Source organism: Streptomyces sp. NPDC088553 (assembly GCF_044752965.1).
Taxonomy (GTDB): Bacteria; Actinomycetota; Actinomycetes; order Streptomycetales; family Streptomycetaceae; genus Streptomyces.
Genome location: NZ_JBIVMG010000002.1, coordinates 429,799 through 444,891, shown reverse-complemented (window position 1 = coordinate 444,891; position 15,093 = coordinate 429,799). Strand labels below are relative to the sequence as shown.

The 15,093-nt window shown below is 71.4% G+C and carries 11 protein-coding genes; all 11 read left to right on the top strand.

Annotated elements, in window-relative coordinates:
* Positions 1–101: 101 nt before the first annotated feature.
* The 11 genes from ACIP8Z_RS07170 to ACIP8Z_RS07120 all read left to right on the top strand — a co-directional run bounded on the left by ACIP8Z_RS07170 (position 102) and on the right by ACIP8Z_RS07120 (position 15,049).
* On the top strand, positions 102–1,433 hold the full coding sequence (locus ACIP8Z_RS07170) for an ABC transporter substrate-binding protein (RefSeq protein WP_402079807.1): 1,332 nt from the start codon (positions 102–104) through the stop codon (positions 1,431–1,433).
* Complete coding sequence (locus ACIP8Z_RS07165; protein WP_402079805.1) at positions 1,433–2,398, top strand: carbohydrate ABC transporter permease; 966 nt, start codon at positions 1,433–1,435, stop codon at positions 2,396–2,398. The genes ACIP8Z_RS07170 and ACIP8Z_RS07165 overlap by 1 nt, the downstream gene beginning before the upstream one ends.
* Positions 2,395–3,282: a carbohydrate ABC transporter permease gene (locus ACIP8Z_RS07160; protein WP_402079803.1), complete on the top strand. Its 888-nt coding sequence runs from the start codon at positions 2,395–2,397 to the stop codon at positions 3,280–3,282. The genes ACIP8Z_RS07165 and ACIP8Z_RS07160 overlap by 4 nt, the downstream gene beginning before the upstream one ends.
* Positions 3,279–6,047 carry an AAA family ATPase gene (locus ACIP8Z_RS07155; RefSeq protein WP_402079801.1) on the top strand — a complete coding sequence of 923 codons (2,769 nt, stop codon included), beginning with the start codon at positions 3,279–3,281 and terminating at the stop codon, positions 6,045–6,047. Before ACIP8Z_RS07160 ends, ACIP8Z_RS07155 begins: the two co-directional genes overlap by 4 nt.
* A 134-nt stretch (positions 6,048–6,181) precedes the next feature.
* Positions 6,182–7,018 (top strand): alpha/beta fold hydrolase, encoded by an 837-nt coding sequence (locus ACIP8Z_RS07150; protein WP_402079798.1) that lies wholly within the window; start codon positions 6,182–6,184, stop codon positions 7,016–7,018.
* Positions 7,019–7,120: 102 nt separating this feature from the next.
* Positions 7,121–8,206, top strand: a complete 1,086-nt coding sequence (locus tag ACIP8Z_RS07145; protein ID WP_402079796.1) for an LLM class flavin-dependent oxidoreductase — start codon at positions 7,121–7,123, stop codon at positions 8,204–8,206.
* Positions 8,203–8,817 (top strand): FMN reductase, encoded by a 615-nt coding sequence (locus ACIP8Z_RS07140; protein WP_402079794.1) that lies wholly within the window; start codon positions 8,203–8,205, stop codon positions 8,815–8,817. The genes ACIP8Z_RS07145 and ACIP8Z_RS07140 overlap by 4 nt, the downstream gene beginning before the upstream one ends.
* A 74-nt stretch (positions 8,818–8,891) precedes the next feature.
* Positions 8,892–11,732 (top strand): AAA family ATPase, encoded by a 2,841-nt coding sequence (locus tag ACIP8Z_RS07135; protein ID WP_402079791.1) that lies wholly within the window; start codon positions 8,892–8,894, stop codon positions 11,730–11,732.
* Positions 11,733–11,869: 137 nt separating this feature from the next.
* Positions 11,870–13,117 carry a PucR family transcriptional regulator gene (locus ACIP8Z_RS07130; RefSeq protein WP_402079789.1) on the top strand — a complete coding sequence of 416 codons (1,248 nt, stop codon included), beginning with the start codon at positions 11,870–11,872 and terminating at the stop codon, positions 13,115–13,117.
* Positions 13,118–13,255: 138 nt separating this feature from the next.
* Positions 13,256–14,107 (top strand): alpha/beta fold hydrolase, encoded by an 852-nt coding sequence (locus ACIP8Z_RS07125; protein WP_402079786.1) that lies wholly within the window; start codon positions 13,256–13,258, stop codon positions 14,105–14,107.
* A 150-nt stretch (positions 14,108–14,257) separates the two neighbouring features.
* Entirely contained in the window at positions 14,258–15,049 is a 792-nt protein-coding gene (locus tag ACIP8Z_RS07120; protein WP_402079784.1) for a helix-turn-helix domain-containing protein, read from the top strand.
* Positions 15,050–15,093 lie beyond the last annotated feature (44 nt).

Below are 15,093 nucleotides of genomic sequence, written 5' to 3'. Positions count from 1 at the left end.
CGATCGTTCAGGATCGAACGATTAGTCGATAATGTTCGCGCGCTGGTAGCTTCTGATCGCCCCCGAGGATCCTTCGGCGGGCGATCGGAGGAGCTACACCCATGAGGTTCGGCGCGAGGCTCGCGCTCGCCGTCATCACCCTCGCCGCCCTCGCCACCGCCTGCGGTGTTCCGCAGGACAGTGGTTCGCAGTCGCACACCGCCGTGGACTGTGGGCCGTACGCCAGGTACGGCAAGCACCCCGGCACCCAGGTCACCGTCTACGCCGAGAACCGGGACCGGGAGGCCGACCTGTTCGAAGAGACCTGGGCGGACTTCGCGGACTGCACGGGAATCGACGTCCAGTACGAGGGGGACGGGGAGTTCGAAGCCCGGATCCAGCTCCGGGTCGACGGCGGGAGCGCGCCTGACGTGGCGTTCTTCCCTCAGCCCGGCCTCCTGGAACGCTTCGCGCGGGCGGGGAAGCTCAAGCCCGCGAGCGCCGGGGTCGTGGCCCTCGCGAAGGAGGGCTGGTCGGCGGACTGGAACAGCTACGCGACCGTGAACGGCACCCTCTACGGCACGCCACTGGTCGCGAACGTGAAGTCGTTCGTCTGGTACTCGCCGAGGTTCTTCCGGGACAGGGGACTGAGCGTTCCCCGCACGTGGTCCGAGCTGATGGCCGTGACGGAGAAGGTCGCGGCGTCGGGAGTCAAGCCGTGGTGCGCGGGCATCGAGTCCGCCGAGGCGACCGGCTGGCCGGTGACGGACTGGATCGAGGACGTCCTGCTGCGTCAGCAGGGCACGGACGTCTACGACCGGTGGGTCGCCCACAAGATCCCGTTCAACGACCCGCGGGTGATCAAGGCCATGGACACCGTGGGGTCCATCCTCAAGAGCGACCGGTACGCCAACGGCGGTTTCGGTCCGGCCCGTTCGATGGCGTCGATCTCCTTCCAGGAGGCCGGCACACCGGTTCTCTCCGGCGACTGTGCGATGCACCGCCAGGCCTCGTTCTATGCCGACATGTGGCCGAAGGGCACCGAGATCGGACCGGACGAGGACGTCTACGCGTTCCTCCTGCCGGGGGTCGAACCGGCCAACCGCCCCGTACTGGGCGGTGGAGTGTTCACGGCGGCGTTCGCCGACCGTCCCGAGGTACGGGCGTTCCAGGAGTATCTGGCCTCCGCGGACTTCGCGAACGCGCGCATGAGGAAGGGCCCGTTCGTCTCGGCGAACAAGGGCGTGCGTCCGGCGAACGCCGCGACCCCCGTCGACAGGCTCTCGATCCAGTTGCTCCAGGACCCCAGGACAGAGTTCAGGTTCGACGGTTCGGACCTGATGCCGGCGTCGGTCGGCGCCGGGACGTTCTGGAAGGGAGCCGTCGACTGGACCGGTGGCGCGAGCACCCGGCAGGTCGCCGACTCCATCGAACGCTCCTGGCCGAGCCACTGATGTCGTTCGACGTCGTCGCCCAGCAGCCCAAGCTGCTGTACCTGCTCCAGGGCGTCGCCGCCTTCGCGGCGGTGGTCTCCCTGACCCTGCTGGCGCTGCACCGGGGGCCGGTACGGAGGAGGGCCGCGGCCCTGATCCTGCTGGCCCCCGCGCTGCTGCTGCTCACGGTCGGTCTCCTGCTGCCCGGCCTGCGCACCGCGATGCTGTCGTTCACCGACAGCAGGGGAGACACCTGGGTCGGCTTCGACAACTACGTGTGGATGTTCACCGACCCCACGTCGCTGGTCGCGCTGCGCAACACCCTGACGTGGGTCGTGCTCGTGCCGCTGACGGCGACCTCGGTCGGTCTGCTCTACGCGGCGGCCGTCGCACGGTCGCGGTTCAGAACCTTCGCGCTGTCCCTCGTCCTGACGCCGACGGCGATCTCCTTCGTCGGCGCGGGTGTCGTCTGGAAGTTCGTCTACGCCTACCGTCCCGCGGACGCCGGGCAGATCGGGCTGCTGAACCAGCTCGTCGTCGTCTTCGGCGGCGAACCGCGGCAATGGCTCGTGGACCCTCCCTGGAACGTCCTGTTCCTCATCATGGCGATGGTGTGGACACAGGCGGGCTTCGCGGCCGTCCTGCTGACCGGCGCGATCAGGGCCGTTCCCGGAGAACTGACCGAGGCGGCCCAGCTCGACGGCGCGTCCCCCCGGCAGATCTTCTGGCGGATCACCCTGCCGTCGGTCAGGCCCACGCTGCTCGTCGTGGTCCTCGCCCAGGCGATCGGCACCATCAAGGCCTTCGACATCGTCGAGACCATGACCGGTGGGCAGTTCGACACGGGCGTCATCGCCCAGGAGATGTACGACCAGGCCTTCCGATACGGCGAGACAGGGCGCGGCGCCGCACTCGCGGTGCTCCTCCTCGTCCTCGTCACGCCCTTCGTCGCCCACCAGGTCCGGGCACAGCGGAGGGCGGGGTGAACGGCGTCCGGGAGCGACTGGCGTCTCGCGCCGCCACATCGATCGCCGTGGTCATCGCGGTCCTCTGGACGACGCCGACCCTCGGTCTGCTGCTCTCCTCGTTCCGCCCCGAGCAGGGGATCAGGACGACGGGCTGGTGGACCGCGTTCGGTACGCCGCGCCTCACGCTCCACAACTACGGCGAGGTGCTGTCCGGCGGCGGGAACGGGTCGGGGCGGCTCGCGGAGTACTTCGTCAACTCCGTCGTCATCACCCTTCCCTCGGTGCTGTTCCCGCTCGTGCTGGCGTTCTTCGCGGCCTACGCCCTGGCGTGGATCGACTTCAGAGGGCGGGACACGCTCGTCGTCGGCATCTTCGCGCTCCAGGTCGTGCCGCTCCAGATGGCGCTCGTCCCCCTCCTGAAGCTGTTCTCCCAGGGCTGGCTGTTCCTGCCCGCGTGGAACCTCACCGGTCCCGCGCGTTTCGGCCAGGTCTGGTTCGCCCACACGGTCTTCGCGCTGCCGTTCGCGGTGTTCCTCCTGCACAACTTCCTGGCGGAGCTGCCCCGGGACCTGATCGAGGCCGCCCGCGTCGACGGCGCGTCGCACGGGGCGCTGCTGCTCCGGATCGTGCTGCCCCTGGCCCGCCCGGTCCTCGTCTCCTTCGCCGTCATCCAGTTCATCTGGGTGTGGAACGACCTCCTCGTGGCACTGACGCTGTCGGGCGGGACGGCCGAGACCGCGCCGATGACGGTCAGACTGGCGAGCCTGGCCGGGACGTACGGCAACGAGTGGCAGCGGCTCACCGCAGGAGCCTTCGTCGCGGCATTCGTCCCGCTGCTCGTCTTCTTCTCCCTCCGGCGGCACTTCGCACGGGGACTGCTCGCCGGATCGGTCAAGGGATGAGCCCTGACCGGCCCGAGGGGACAGGTGGGGCGGTGCCCGGGAGCGCGGCGCTGAGCCGGCCCGGGCTGCGGGGCCGCGAAGCCGAGCTGGAGCGGCTGCGGGCCCTGGTCGAGGCGGTGCGCGACGGCGACGGAGGAGCGATCGCGCTGCTCCTGGGCGAGCCCGGGATCGGGAAGACCGCACTGCTGCAGGAGGCCGTCTCGATCGCGCGGGCTCACGGGTTCGTCGTCAGCCACGGACGCGCCGAGGAACTGCACGAGCTGGCACCGCTCGCCTCACTGGCCTCCGGCCTCCTGCACGGTGACCCGCCGCTGCTGACCAGCACGGACTTCGCAGACCTCGCGGGCCATCACGGCCAGCGCATCTGGCTCGTCGAACGACTGGCCCAGCTGATCGAGGAACGCTCGGCGGGCACGCCCGTGCTGATCGCGGTCGACGACGTCCAATGGGCCGACCCGTTGAGCCGGTTCGCCCTGGGTGTCATGCCGGCACGGCTGCTCAGCTCCCCGGTCCTCTGGCTGCTCACGAGCAGGAACGACCCGGAACCCTACGGACAGGGGCCACGGACGACGACCCTCCCCCTCCGGCCTCTGTCCGACACGGCCCTGGCCGAGCTGGCACAAGACGTTCTCGGCGGGGACGCACCGACGCAGGTCGCGGAACTCCTCGACGGGGCGGGAGGCAACCCCTTCCTCGCGGCCGAGATGCTCGCGGGCATCGCGGCGTCGGGCGCGGACGCGCCGCAGCCGCCGGAGCGGCTGGTCCTCGGCGTACGCGACCGGCTGGCCGACCTACGGGCGGACACCCTCCACTTCCTGCGGATCGGCTCGGTCCTCGGCCGCACGTTCTCGCTCGCGGACGCCGCCGCCCTGTGCGGCCGGCCCGCCTCCGGACTCAGCGCCGAAGTGGACGAGGCGATCGCCGCCGCCCTCCTCCACGACGACGGCGAACGCCTCCTGTTCCGGCACGACCTGCTCCGCCAGGCGGTGTACGCCGATCTCGCCCCTTCCGTACGCCGGGCGCTCCACCGTGAGGCCGCGAGCCGGCTCGTCGCGGTGGGCCGGAGCTCCACCGACGCTGTCCCGCATCTGCTGAAGAGCGCCGAACCCGGCGACCAGGAGGCGATCGGGCTGCTCGGCACGGCAGCCACGGACGTGATCGCCGTGATGCCCGATCTCGCCGCCGACCTGGCCGTCCGCGCACTGGAACTCGTACCGCCCCACGCGCCCATGGTGTTCGACGTGGGCGAACGGGCCATCGTCGCGCTGACCCGCGCGGGCCGGTACACCCAGGCACGGGACACCGGCGACGCACTGCTCGCCCGCCAGCCGCCCCTGGACGTCTTCGCCCGTCTGCAGTCCGTCCTCGGCGACACGCTGTGGCACCTCGACGACGTCCATGAGCTGACCCGGCGCTCGACGGCGGCACTGGCAGCCGTCACCGACCCGACGATCCGCGCCCGGCTCACCGCCCGGCAGGCTCTCGCCCAATCCCGCGGGCGCGACCTCGGGGCCGCTCGCGAGACCGGCGAACAAGCGCTCGCCGAGGCGGAGCGGTCCGGTGACCGGGAGGCCCGTGTCCTCGCGCTGTGGGGCCTCGGCGAGATCGCACTCAACGCCGGCGACTGCGCCACCGCCGTCGAACACCACACGGCGCTGAGCGTGTTCGACACGGCCTTCCTGCCCGAGGAGGCCGTCGCCCGGATCCACATGGACGACTTCGACACCGTACGGCGACTGCTCCGGACGGCGGGCGACGCTCCCCTGCGCCCCGCCATGCTGAGCTGGGCCCAGGGAACCCTGAACATGGGGCTCGGCCGAATCGACGACGCGGACGCCGATCTCGTCACCGCCGAACGGCTCGAAGCGGACCTCCACCTGCCCGGCAACCTGGTCAACATCCGCGTCAACCGCGGCCTCCTCGCGTTGCTGCGCGGCGACCGCGAGGCCGCGCGGGAGCATCTGGACGTCGTGCGGGCGACCGTCGCCGAGCGGCCGAACACGGGCAACCACGCCACGCACCAGTACTTCGAGGCCGTGGTCGCCGACGCCGACGGCGACCACGCGGCAGCGGCCGAACTGCTCCGATCCGTGCAGCGGGACCATCCCTTCCTCCGGTGGCGGCTGCTGCGCCCCCATGTCGTCCAGGCCGTGCGGATCGCCCTGCGCGGCGGGGACCGGAACCTGGCCGAGGACCTCGCGGCCCAGGCTGTCGAACACGCCACCCGCAACCCCGGCGTGCCGACCGCCCAGGGGGCGGCCGCCCACGCGTCCGCCGTGGCGAAAGCCGACCCAGGACTCCTGGAGCGGTCGGTCCGCATCCTTCTCACCGGCCCCCGGCCGCTGCCCCTCGCCGCCGCGTCCGCCGACCTGGGGCGGGCGCTCCTCACCGCAGGCGACCCCGCCGCGACAACCGCTCTGACCAGAGCCCACGACATCTACGCCCAGGCGGGGGCCGATGCCGAGGCCGACCGGGTCCGGGCCGATCTGGAACGGGCCACCAGCCGTTCCGGCCGGCGCGCCGGAAGCCTCCGGCCGCGCCCCGGCCAGGGCTGGGACGCGCTCACGGCCTCGGAACGCAAGGTTGCCCGGCTGATCGCCGCGGGCCACACCAACCGGTCGGCCGCGGAGGCCCTCGTCGTCTCCCCGCACACGGTCAACACCCATCTGGCGTCGATCTTCCGGAAGCTCTCGGTGCGTTCGCGGGTCCACCTGGCCCGGATCGTGCTTGCGGAGGGCGACACCGGAACAGCCACCGGCGGCTGAGCGACCTCTGCGCCCCCGTGCAAGGTGTGGTGCGTCGTACGGCAACAGGAGGTGCGGGACCGGTCCTAGCGTGACGGGCATGCCGCGCCGCTTCGACGCGCGGACCAGCCGAACCGAAACGAGGAAGCATCCCCATGCCGTACATCACCGTGGGCCAGGAGAACACCAACCCCGTCGAGCTGTACTTCGAGGACCAGGGCGCCGGGCAGCCCGTCGTCCTCATCCACGGGTTCCCGCTCGACGGCCACTCCTGGGAACGCCAGAGCGCCGCGCTGCTCGACGCCGGCTACCGCGTGATCACGTACGACCGCCGCGGCTTCGGGCAGTCCTCGCAGCCGACCGTCGGCTACGACTACGACACCTTCGCCGCCGACCTGAACACCGTGATGGAGACCCTCGACCTGAAGGACGCCGTCCTGGTCGGTTTCTCCATGGGCACCGGCGAGGTCGCCCGCTACGTGTCCACGTACGGCTCCGGCCGGGTCGCCAAGGTCGCCTTCCTGGCCTCGCTCGAGCCCTGCCTGCTCAAGAGCGACGACAACCCGGACGGCGTCGCCCCGAAGGAGTTCTTCGACGGCGTCGTCGCCGCCGTCAAGGCCGACCGCTACGCCTACTACACGGCCTTCTTCAACGACTTCTACAACCTCGACGAGAACCTGGGCACCCGCATCAGCGAGGAGGCCGTCCGCAACAGCTGGAACACCGCGGCCCGCGGCGGCTCCTTCGCCGCGTCCGCCGCGCCGGCGACGTGGTACACCGACTTCCGCGCCGACATACCCGCCGTCGACGTGCCGGCCCTGATCCTGCACGGCACCGCCGACCGCATCCTGCCGGCCGAGGGCACGGCGCGCCCGTTCCACAAGGCGCTCCCGTCGGCCGACTACGTCGAGATCGAGGGCGCCCCGCACGGTCTGCTGTGGACCCACGCCGAGGAGGTCAACACCGCCCTCCTCGCCTTCCTGGCGAAGTGACGCCGCACCGTTGACCCGCCGGGTGACGCCGGAGCCCCCGGCGTCACCCGGCCACGGTTCCCCTGCGCGGGAACCGGACGAGCCCAGGAGAGCAGAAACCCCATGCAGTTCGGCATCTTCACCGTCGGGGACGTGACCCCCGACCCCACCGACGGCCGTACTCCGTCGGAACACGAGCGCATCAAGGCGATGGTCGCCATCGCCCTCAAGGCCGAGGAAGTCGGCCTGGACGTCTTCGCGACGGGCGAGCACCACAATCCGCCGTTCGTTCCGTCGTCGCCGACGACCATGCTCGGCCACATCGCCGCCCGCACCGAGAAGCTGATCCTGTCCACGTCCACGACGCTGATCACCACCAACGACCCGGTGAAGATCGCCGAGGACTACGCGATGCTCCAGCACCTGGCCGACGGCCGGGTCGACCTCATGCTGGGCCGCGGCAACACCGGTCCGGTCTACCCGTGGTTCGGCCAGGACATCCGCCAGGGCATCAACCTCGCCAAGGAGAACTACGCGCTGCTGCGCCGGCTGTGGCGCGAGGACGTCGTGGACTGGGAGGGCACGTTCCGTACACCGCTCCAGGCCTTCACCTCGACACCCCGGCCCCTGGACGGCGTCCCGCCCTTCGTCTGGCACGGCTCCATCAGGTCCCCCGAGATCGCGGAGCAGGCCGCCTTCTACGGCGACGGCTTCTTCCACAACAACATCTTCTGGCCGGCCGACCACACGAGGCGCATGGTGCAGCTCTACCGGCGCCGGTTCGCGCACCACGGCCACGGGCGGCCGGAGGACGCCGTCGTCGGCCTGGGCGGACAGGTCTTCATGCGCAAGAACTCCCAGGACGCCGTCAGGGAGTTCCGCCCCTACTTCGACAACGCTCCCGTGTACGGCCACGGCCCGTCGCTGGAGGACTTCACCGAGCAGACCCCGCTGACCGTGGGCTCTCCCCAGCAGGTCATCGAGCGGACCCTGTCGTTCCGGGAGAGCGTCGGCGACTACCAGCGCCAGCTGTTCCTGATGGACCACGCGGGCCTGCCTCTGAAGACCGTCCTCGAACAGCTGGACATCCTCGGCGAAGAGGTCGTGCCCGTCCTGCGGAGGGAGTTCGCGAAGGGACGTCCGGCCGGCGTGCCGGAGGCCCCCACGCACGCGTCGCTCCGAGCCGTCCGGGAGGTGTCCGCCGCATGAGGCTGATCGTCGTCTCCGCGGGGCTGAGCACCCCCTCCTCCACCCGCCTGCTCGCGGACCGGCTGGCCGAGGCGGCCCGCGACGAACTCTCCGCCCGGGGGCACGTGGCGTCGACCGAGGTCGTGGAGCTGCGGGAACTGGCCGGCGACATCGCCAACCACCTCGTGACCGGCTTTCCGCCGCCGCGACTGGGCGCCGCGATCGACGCGGTGACGGCGGCTGACGGCCTGATCGTGGTGACTCCCGTGTTCGCGGCCTCCTACAGCGGTCTCTTCAAGTCCTTCTTCGACGTGATCGATCCGGACGCCCTCTCCGGGAAGCCGGTCCTGATCGCGGCGACGGGCGGTACCGCCCGGCACTCCCTGGTCCTCGAGCACGCCGCCCGCCCGCTCTTCGCCCATCTCCGTGCCGTGGTCGTCCCCACCGCCGTCTTCGCGGCCTCCGAGGACTGGGGCTCGGGGGGAGACGAGTACACCGACGGCCTGCCCGGCCGCGCCCGCCGGGCGGGCGTCGAGCTCGCCGCGCTCATGGCGGCGCGCCCGGTCGGTGAAGAGCCCGAGGACGACGTCACCGTCCTCGAACGGCAACTCGCCGACCTGCGCTTCGACTGAGACGGGCACCCGGTCCGGGCACCCCGGGCCGGGCGACGGCGGGGTGGTTCATATGGTTCATACTGTTCCGCCGTATGAGCGTGAACCGAGTGACGACAAGGACCGTGCCCGAGGAACTCGAGGGTGTACGGACGCCCCTCCGCGGCAGGGACGCCGAACTGGCGTTCATCGAGGCGCGGCTCGACGCGCTCGACCGGGGCGAAGGCGGGATCATCCGCGTCGAAGGCCCCGTCGGCATCGGCAGGTCCAGGATCCTCGCCGAGGCCGCGGCAGCCGCGAGGCGGCGCGGGACGAGGGTGTTCGAGGGAGCGGCGGACCCCGACGAACAGTTCGTGCCGCTCGGCCCGCTCCTCGACGGTCTGCTCTCCGGCGAGGAACCGCTGTCGGGTGCCGTCCGCCTCAGGGACCTCGCCACGACACCCGGCCAGCGCTTCTGGCTGCTTCAGGAACTGGGGGACCGCCTGCGGGAGACGGCTCGGAACGGACCCCTGCTCGTCGTCCTCGACGACCTCCAGTGGTGTGACGACCTGACCCTTCTCACCTTCAACACCCTCGCGGCCGGACTCTCCTCGCACGCCATCCTGTGGCTGGTCGCCGTGCGCGGCGGTGGCGTGCCCTCGGGAGTGCGCACGACCCTGGACAGGATCCGGCAGGCAGGCGCACACGAGCTGGCACTGGGAGCGCTGGACGACCGGGCCACCACACGGATCACCGAGGACGTCCTCGGTGCCGCCCCCGACCCGGACGTCCTCCGCGTCGTCCGCCGTGCCGAGGGAGTCCCGCAGCTGCTGGTCGCACTGCTCGGCTCGCTGCGGGAGGTGGTGACGATCGAGAACGGCACGGCCACGCTGCCGGCCGGTCCCCCCGCCCCACGGGAACTCCCCTCAGTCGTGCGCCGCCTCGACCAGCTGTCCGACGAGGCACGGGAGCTGGTGCAGACGGCGGCCGCCCTGGGCGGCCCGGTCACCGTCGCGCTGCTGGCCGAACTGCTCGGCAGGCCCTCGGCGGCGCTCATCACAGCGGTACGGGAATCCCTCGACGCCGATCTGCTCATCGAAAGCGGCGATCACCTCGCCTTCCGCCACGAACTGATCCGCGAAGCGGTGGAAGCCGGCCTCCCGTTGCCCCTGCGTCATGCCCTGCGTGGTCACGCCGCAGAACTGCCGCCGGGCAGCGCGGCCTCCCCCGTCGAGCGTCCCGGGCCGTCGACCGGGAGAGCGGCGGCGGACGCGGCGGAGGCCGACCGGCTGCGCACCGCCGCGGCGGAACTCGCGGCCACCGCTCCCGGACCCGCCGCGGAACGCAGCCTCAAGGCCCTGGAACTCACCACGGCGGCCGCTCCGGAGCGGCCGCGGATCATCGCCGAGACGATTCCGCTGCTCTGGCAGACGGGCCGGGCCGCCCAAGCGCGTGAGCTGGGAACCTCCGCCCTGGCGACCGGCGCTCTCGGACCGGAGGACGAGGCGCGCATACGCCTCGCCCTGGCACGCCTCGCCGTACCGTTCGACTTCTCCGAGGCGGTCCGCCAGGCCCGCGCCGGGTCGGCGCTGCACGGGATCCCCGTGGACGTGAGGGGGCGACTGCTCGCCATGCTCGCCGTCGGCCTGTCGATGTCGGGCGAACACTCGGCGGCCGAGCGGGTCGCCGCGGAGGCGTGGGAGACCGCGGCGGCAGCGGGGGACCGCTCCGCCGAGGCCACGCTGACGACGGTCCGCTCGGCCGCGAGCTTCCACCGCATGGACCTGACCGAGGCGTTCCGGCAGGCCGAGCGGTCCGTCGCGCTGGCCGACGCCCTGGGCGTCAGCACCTCGCTGTGGGTTCCGGAGGCCTTGTGGCACGCTCTCCTCTCGCACACCACCGGACGCTCCGCGGAGGCGCTCGCCGCCGCGGAGGACGGCATCCGGATCACCAGGGAGCAGGGCCGGACGGCGGCCACCGGTATGTGGCTCATGACCCGGTCCCGCATCCTTCTGGAGGCCGGACGACTGACGGACGCCCGGGCCGACGCCGAAGCCGCGTCCGTGACGACCGACGACCTCGGCCCGGGCAACCTCGCCGACGTCACGCTCCGGTACGTGATGATGCGCGTCGCCCTCCACACCAACGACCGGCAGACCGCACGAGCGTACGCGGCGGAGGCGAGGCGCATGCGGAGCGACGGCGCACCCGTCGTCCGGCACTTCGGCTCCTGGATGCTGGCGCTGATGGCCGACTTCGAAGGCCGGCCCGATCGTGCCATGGCCGAACTCGACGAGGTGATGACGTCGCCCGCAGCGGACCGGCCGGCCTACGCCGGCCTGGTCGACCCCGCGGACGCCCCGGTCCTCGTCCGCCTGGCTCTGCGTGCCGGCGCACACGCACGGGCCGCGCAGGCAGTGGCCCTGGCCGAGCGACTGGCCGCGCTCAACCCCCACCTCACGTTCCTGGCCGCCACCGCCGCGCACGCCCGGGGGCTCCTCGACAACGACCTCGCCCCTCTCGTACGCGCCGTCCGGCTGTACGAGGACTGCCCTCGGCCGCTGGCCCGGGCGTCGGCACTGGAGGACGCCGGACGCAAGCTCGCGGCCACCCGCACGTCCGAGGCGGTGCCGTACCTCGACACGGCCCTCGCGCTCTACGCGCGGGCGGGCGCCGAGCGGGACGTCGCCCGCGTCCGCCGGCGCCTGCGGGCCGCTGGTGTCCGCCGCCGGCCATCGATGGCCGGACTCTCCGGGGCGTGGCCCGAGCTGACGGCCGCGGAGATACGGGTGGTACGGCTCGTGGCACAAGGGCTGACCAACCAGCAGGTGGCCGAGCACCTCTCCCTCTCGCCGCACACGGTGGGTTCGCACCTGCGCCGGGCCTTCACCAAGCTGGACATCACCTCGCGCGTGGAGCTGACCCGGCTGGTGAAGCACCGCGACAGCGGAGCGTAGTCGCTTCGTATCCCCTGCGGGTGTCATGGCAATGGACGATTCGCGCGATGTGCCGACGTCGTCGCTTCCTCAGAATGATCAAGAGCCGCGGAATGGAGAAGTCCGCGGGGAACCGTTGGTCGAGAGAGGAACAGCGCATGACCGTAAGGCTCCAGCGAGCCCGCCCCGGCAGCCCCGAGCTCCAGGCGCTTGTCGACGAGCTCGCGGAGCGGCTCGGCCGGTCCGTCGCCGTCGACGACCCGCTGGTCCGCATGGTCTGTACGAGCCGCCACTTCGGCGACGAGGACCCGGTCCGCATCGGCACCCTGTTGCAGGGCCGCGCCGACAACGCGAGCATCCGCTACGTCCTCGACCAGGGCGTGACCCGGTGGTCCCGAGCCGGATTCATCGAGGGCCGTGACGATCTCGGACTGCTGCCCCGCTATGTCGTGCCCCTGCGTGAGCGCGGGCATCTCCTCGGACTGCTCCTGGTGGTCGTGCCCGAGAAGACGCTCGCGGAGCACGAGACGCGTGCCATCGCCCGGGCCGCGGACGCCATGGCAGCCCAGATGCACGGAGAGCGCATCGCCACCGACACCCGGAAGGCGGATGAGCGGGACCTCGTCCTCGAACTGGTCGGCACCGACGTCGCCGCCCGTACCACCGCAAGCCGGCGAGGCCGGGAACTCGGACTGCTCGGAGCAGCCGAACACGTCCTGGTCACCATCGTCCAGCTGAGCTGCGCGACCGAGCTGGTGCGGCAGTCCGAGGCGGCCCTGTGGGGGGCGCTGGAGGGGTTCCGGCAGACGCGTTCGGCCCAGGGCCTCATCGCGATCGGCAAGGAGCGGGCGACACTGCTCCAGCTGCGCGACCGCCCACCCGGCCAGGACGAGGTCACCGCACAGTCCGCCCGCATCCTCGACGAACTCCACACCTTCCTGGGCCCGTCGGCGGACCCCGTGATCGGCGTCGGAGGCCGGCACCCCAGCCTGAACGACGCATGGACGTCATACGAGCAGGCGCTCGTGGCGGCACGCGCGGCACGCCGACTGCCCACTCTGAAGAGCGCCGGTGACTGGGAGCTGCTCGGGGAGCTCGCGGTGCTGTTCCAGCTCCCCGAGCACGCCCTGAACGCGTCCCTGGTCCCCAAGCCGCTCCGTACGCTGGGCGACACCCATGGCGGCGACCGCCTGCGGGACACCCTGCGCTGCTTCCTCGAACACGCGGGATCGATCCCCCGTACCGCGGACGCGCTGGGAATCCACCGCACCTCGCTCTACTACCGCCTGCGCCAGATCCAGGAGATCACCGGACTGGACCTCGACGACGGCGCCCACCGGCTCACTCTGCACCTCGGCCTCAGGATCGAGGAACTCCTCGCCCCGGGCGGCGACGGGGCCGTCTGACCACGGACTCGCTTCGACAAAGCGAGGAGGATTCACGGCCCGATTCCTACAGCGCGCGGTGGTGCGGGCGGCGGGCCCCATTCGATGATGTTCGTGACGGGCGGGAGCGATGTACCGCCTCTGACCAGGGGAGAGGTCATGAAGGAACTGATCACGACGGACGGCGTACGGCTTGCGTACCAGGACACCGGCGGCGAGGGCGTCCCGCTGGTGATGCTGCACGGCTGGGGGCAGACGCAGGCGATGTTCCGCCACCAGGTCGAGGGGCTGGCGCCCGGCCGTCGCGTCGTCACCGTCGACCTCCGCGGCCACGGGAGGTCCGGCAAGCCGCGTCACGGCTACCGCGTCGCCCGGCTCTCCCGCGATGTGCTCGAACTCGTCGACCATCTCGGTCTCGACCGTTTCGACGCACTGGGCTGGTCCATGGGTGTCTCGGTGTGGTGGAGCTTCATCGACCAGTACGGGACCGGACGGATCCGGCGCTTCGTCGCCGTCGACCAGCCCGCGGCGGTCGCCGCCGTGCCCTGGATGACAGAGGGGGAACAGCGGGACTCGGGTGCCATCTTCGATGTGTCGGGGCTGTTGTACCTGGGTGCGGCTCTCGCGGGCCCGGAGGGCGACACGGTCCGCGCCGACTTCGTGCGCGGCATGTTCTCCGGCGAGGCCGACCCCGAGGTGCTGGCCTTCGTCGGCGAGGAGATCCGGTCGACACCCGCCTACGCGGGCGTACCGCTGCTGTTCGACCACTGCGCGCAGGACTGGCGCGACGTGCTTCCCCGGATCGATGTGCCGACCCTGGTGATCGGCTGTGAGGGAAGCCATGTGCACCCCGATTCGCAGCGCTTCGTCGCCGAGCGGATTCCCGGCGCACGCCTGCACGTCTTCGCCTCCGACGTGGCGAGCTCGCACTTCCCCTTCCTGGAGAACCCGCCGGCCTTCAACGCCGTGGTGGAGAAGTTCCTCGCCGAGGAGCCTTCGAAAGGGGCGTGAGATCCGCCCTCCGCCCGCACGCACCTACGGCTAGGAATGCCCATGCCCCTCACACTGATGTCACGTGCGCCCGAACGGGTGCCCCGGCAAGCGCCCGATCCGACCCCGCCCTCCTCCCGCCCGGGGTGGCTGGTCCAGATGCTTTCCGAGATGCCGGAGACGAACGACCGGACCCACGTCTACCTCGGCGTCCACGTCCGTGGGCCCGTCACCGTCGTCCACGAGCGCGCCAGGACCCTGTTGGAGCCGAACGACCTGGTCTTCTGCGACCCGGCCCGACGGCATCTGCTGCGGTTCGGCGAGGACTGCCAGATGATCTTCTTCCGGGTGCCCCGCTGCTATCTGGGCGTCACGGAGTCGGAACTGAACCGGGTGCTCGGCGTACCCGTACGCGGCGGGGAGGGGATCGGGGCGCTGGCGTCCGACTTCCTGACCGCGCTCGCCGCCAAGGAGGAGTTCCGCCGGTCCACGATCGGGGACCGGCGGGCCCGGACGGCCGTACACCTCCTCTCCGTCCTGGTCATGGAGCTCCTCGAAGCGGACACGACGGACGAGACCGACGACCCGTCCGGGACCGTCAACGAGATGCTGTCCCGTATCCACGGCTACATCGAGGAACATCTGATGGACCCGGACCTCTCACCGGAGGGGATCGCACGGGCCCACCACATCTCCGTCCGGTACCTGCAGAAGCTCTTCCAGAACGACGGCAGCACGGTGAGCCAATGGGTGCGGGAACGCAGGCTCGAGTTCTGCCGGCTCGAACTGAGCCGCTCCAACCGGAGGATCACCATGGCCGCGGTGGCCCACCGCTGGGGCTTCAGCAGCCCCTCACACTTCAGCCGGACGTTCCGCGGGGCCTACGGCATGAGCCCCACCGAATGGCAGGCGCTGGCGACCTCGGCCTTCGCGACGACGACCGCCGGCGCCCAGGACGCGTGAGGCGCTGAGGCGCGTGTGCGCTGTCATGACAGCGCGGCTGCGCG

Bases quoted from the DNA above. Each gene is read 5' to 3' on its own strand.
- ACIP8Z_RS07170 (WP_402079807.1), top strand. From the start codon at position 102: ATGAGGTTCGGCGCGAGGCTCGCGCTCGCCGTCATCACCCTCGCCGCC.
- ACIP8Z_RS07165 (WP_402079805.1), top strand. From the start codon at position 1,433: ATGTCGTTCGACGTCGTCGCCCAGCAGCCCAAGCTGCTGTACCTGCTC.
- ACIP8Z_RS07155 (WP_402079801.1), top strand. From the start codon at position 3,279: ATGAGCCCTGACCGGCCCGAGGGGACAGGTGGGGCGGTGCCCGGGAGC.
- ACIP8Z_RS07150 (WP_402079798.1), top strand. From the start codon at position 6,182: ATGCCGTACATCACCGTGGGCCAGGAGAACACCAACCCCGTCGAGCTG.
- ACIP8Z_RS07145 (WP_402079796.1), top strand. From the start codon at position 7,121: ATGCAGTTCGGCATCTTCACCGTCGGGGACGTGACCCCCGACCCCACC.
- ACIP8Z_RS07140 (WP_402079794.1), top strand. From the start codon at position 8,203: ATGAGGCTGATCGTCGTCTCCGCGGGGCTGAGCACCCCCTCCTCCACC.
- ACIP8Z_RS07135 (WP_402079791.1), top strand. From the start codon at position 8,892: ATGAGCGTGAACCGAGTGACGACAAGGACCGTGCCCGAGGAACTCGAG.
- ACIP8Z_RS07130 (WP_402079789.1), top strand. From the start codon at position 11,870: ATGACCGTAAGGCTCCAGCGAGCCCGCCCCGGCAGCCCCGAGCTCCAG.
- ACIP8Z_RS07125 (WP_402079786.1), top strand. From the start codon at position 13,256: ATGAAGGAACTGATCACGACGGACGGCGTACGGCTTGCGTACCAGGAC.
- ACIP8Z_RS07120 (WP_402079784.1), top strand. From the start codon at position 14,258: ATGCCGGAGACGAACGACCGGACCCACGTCTACCTCGGCGTCCACGTC.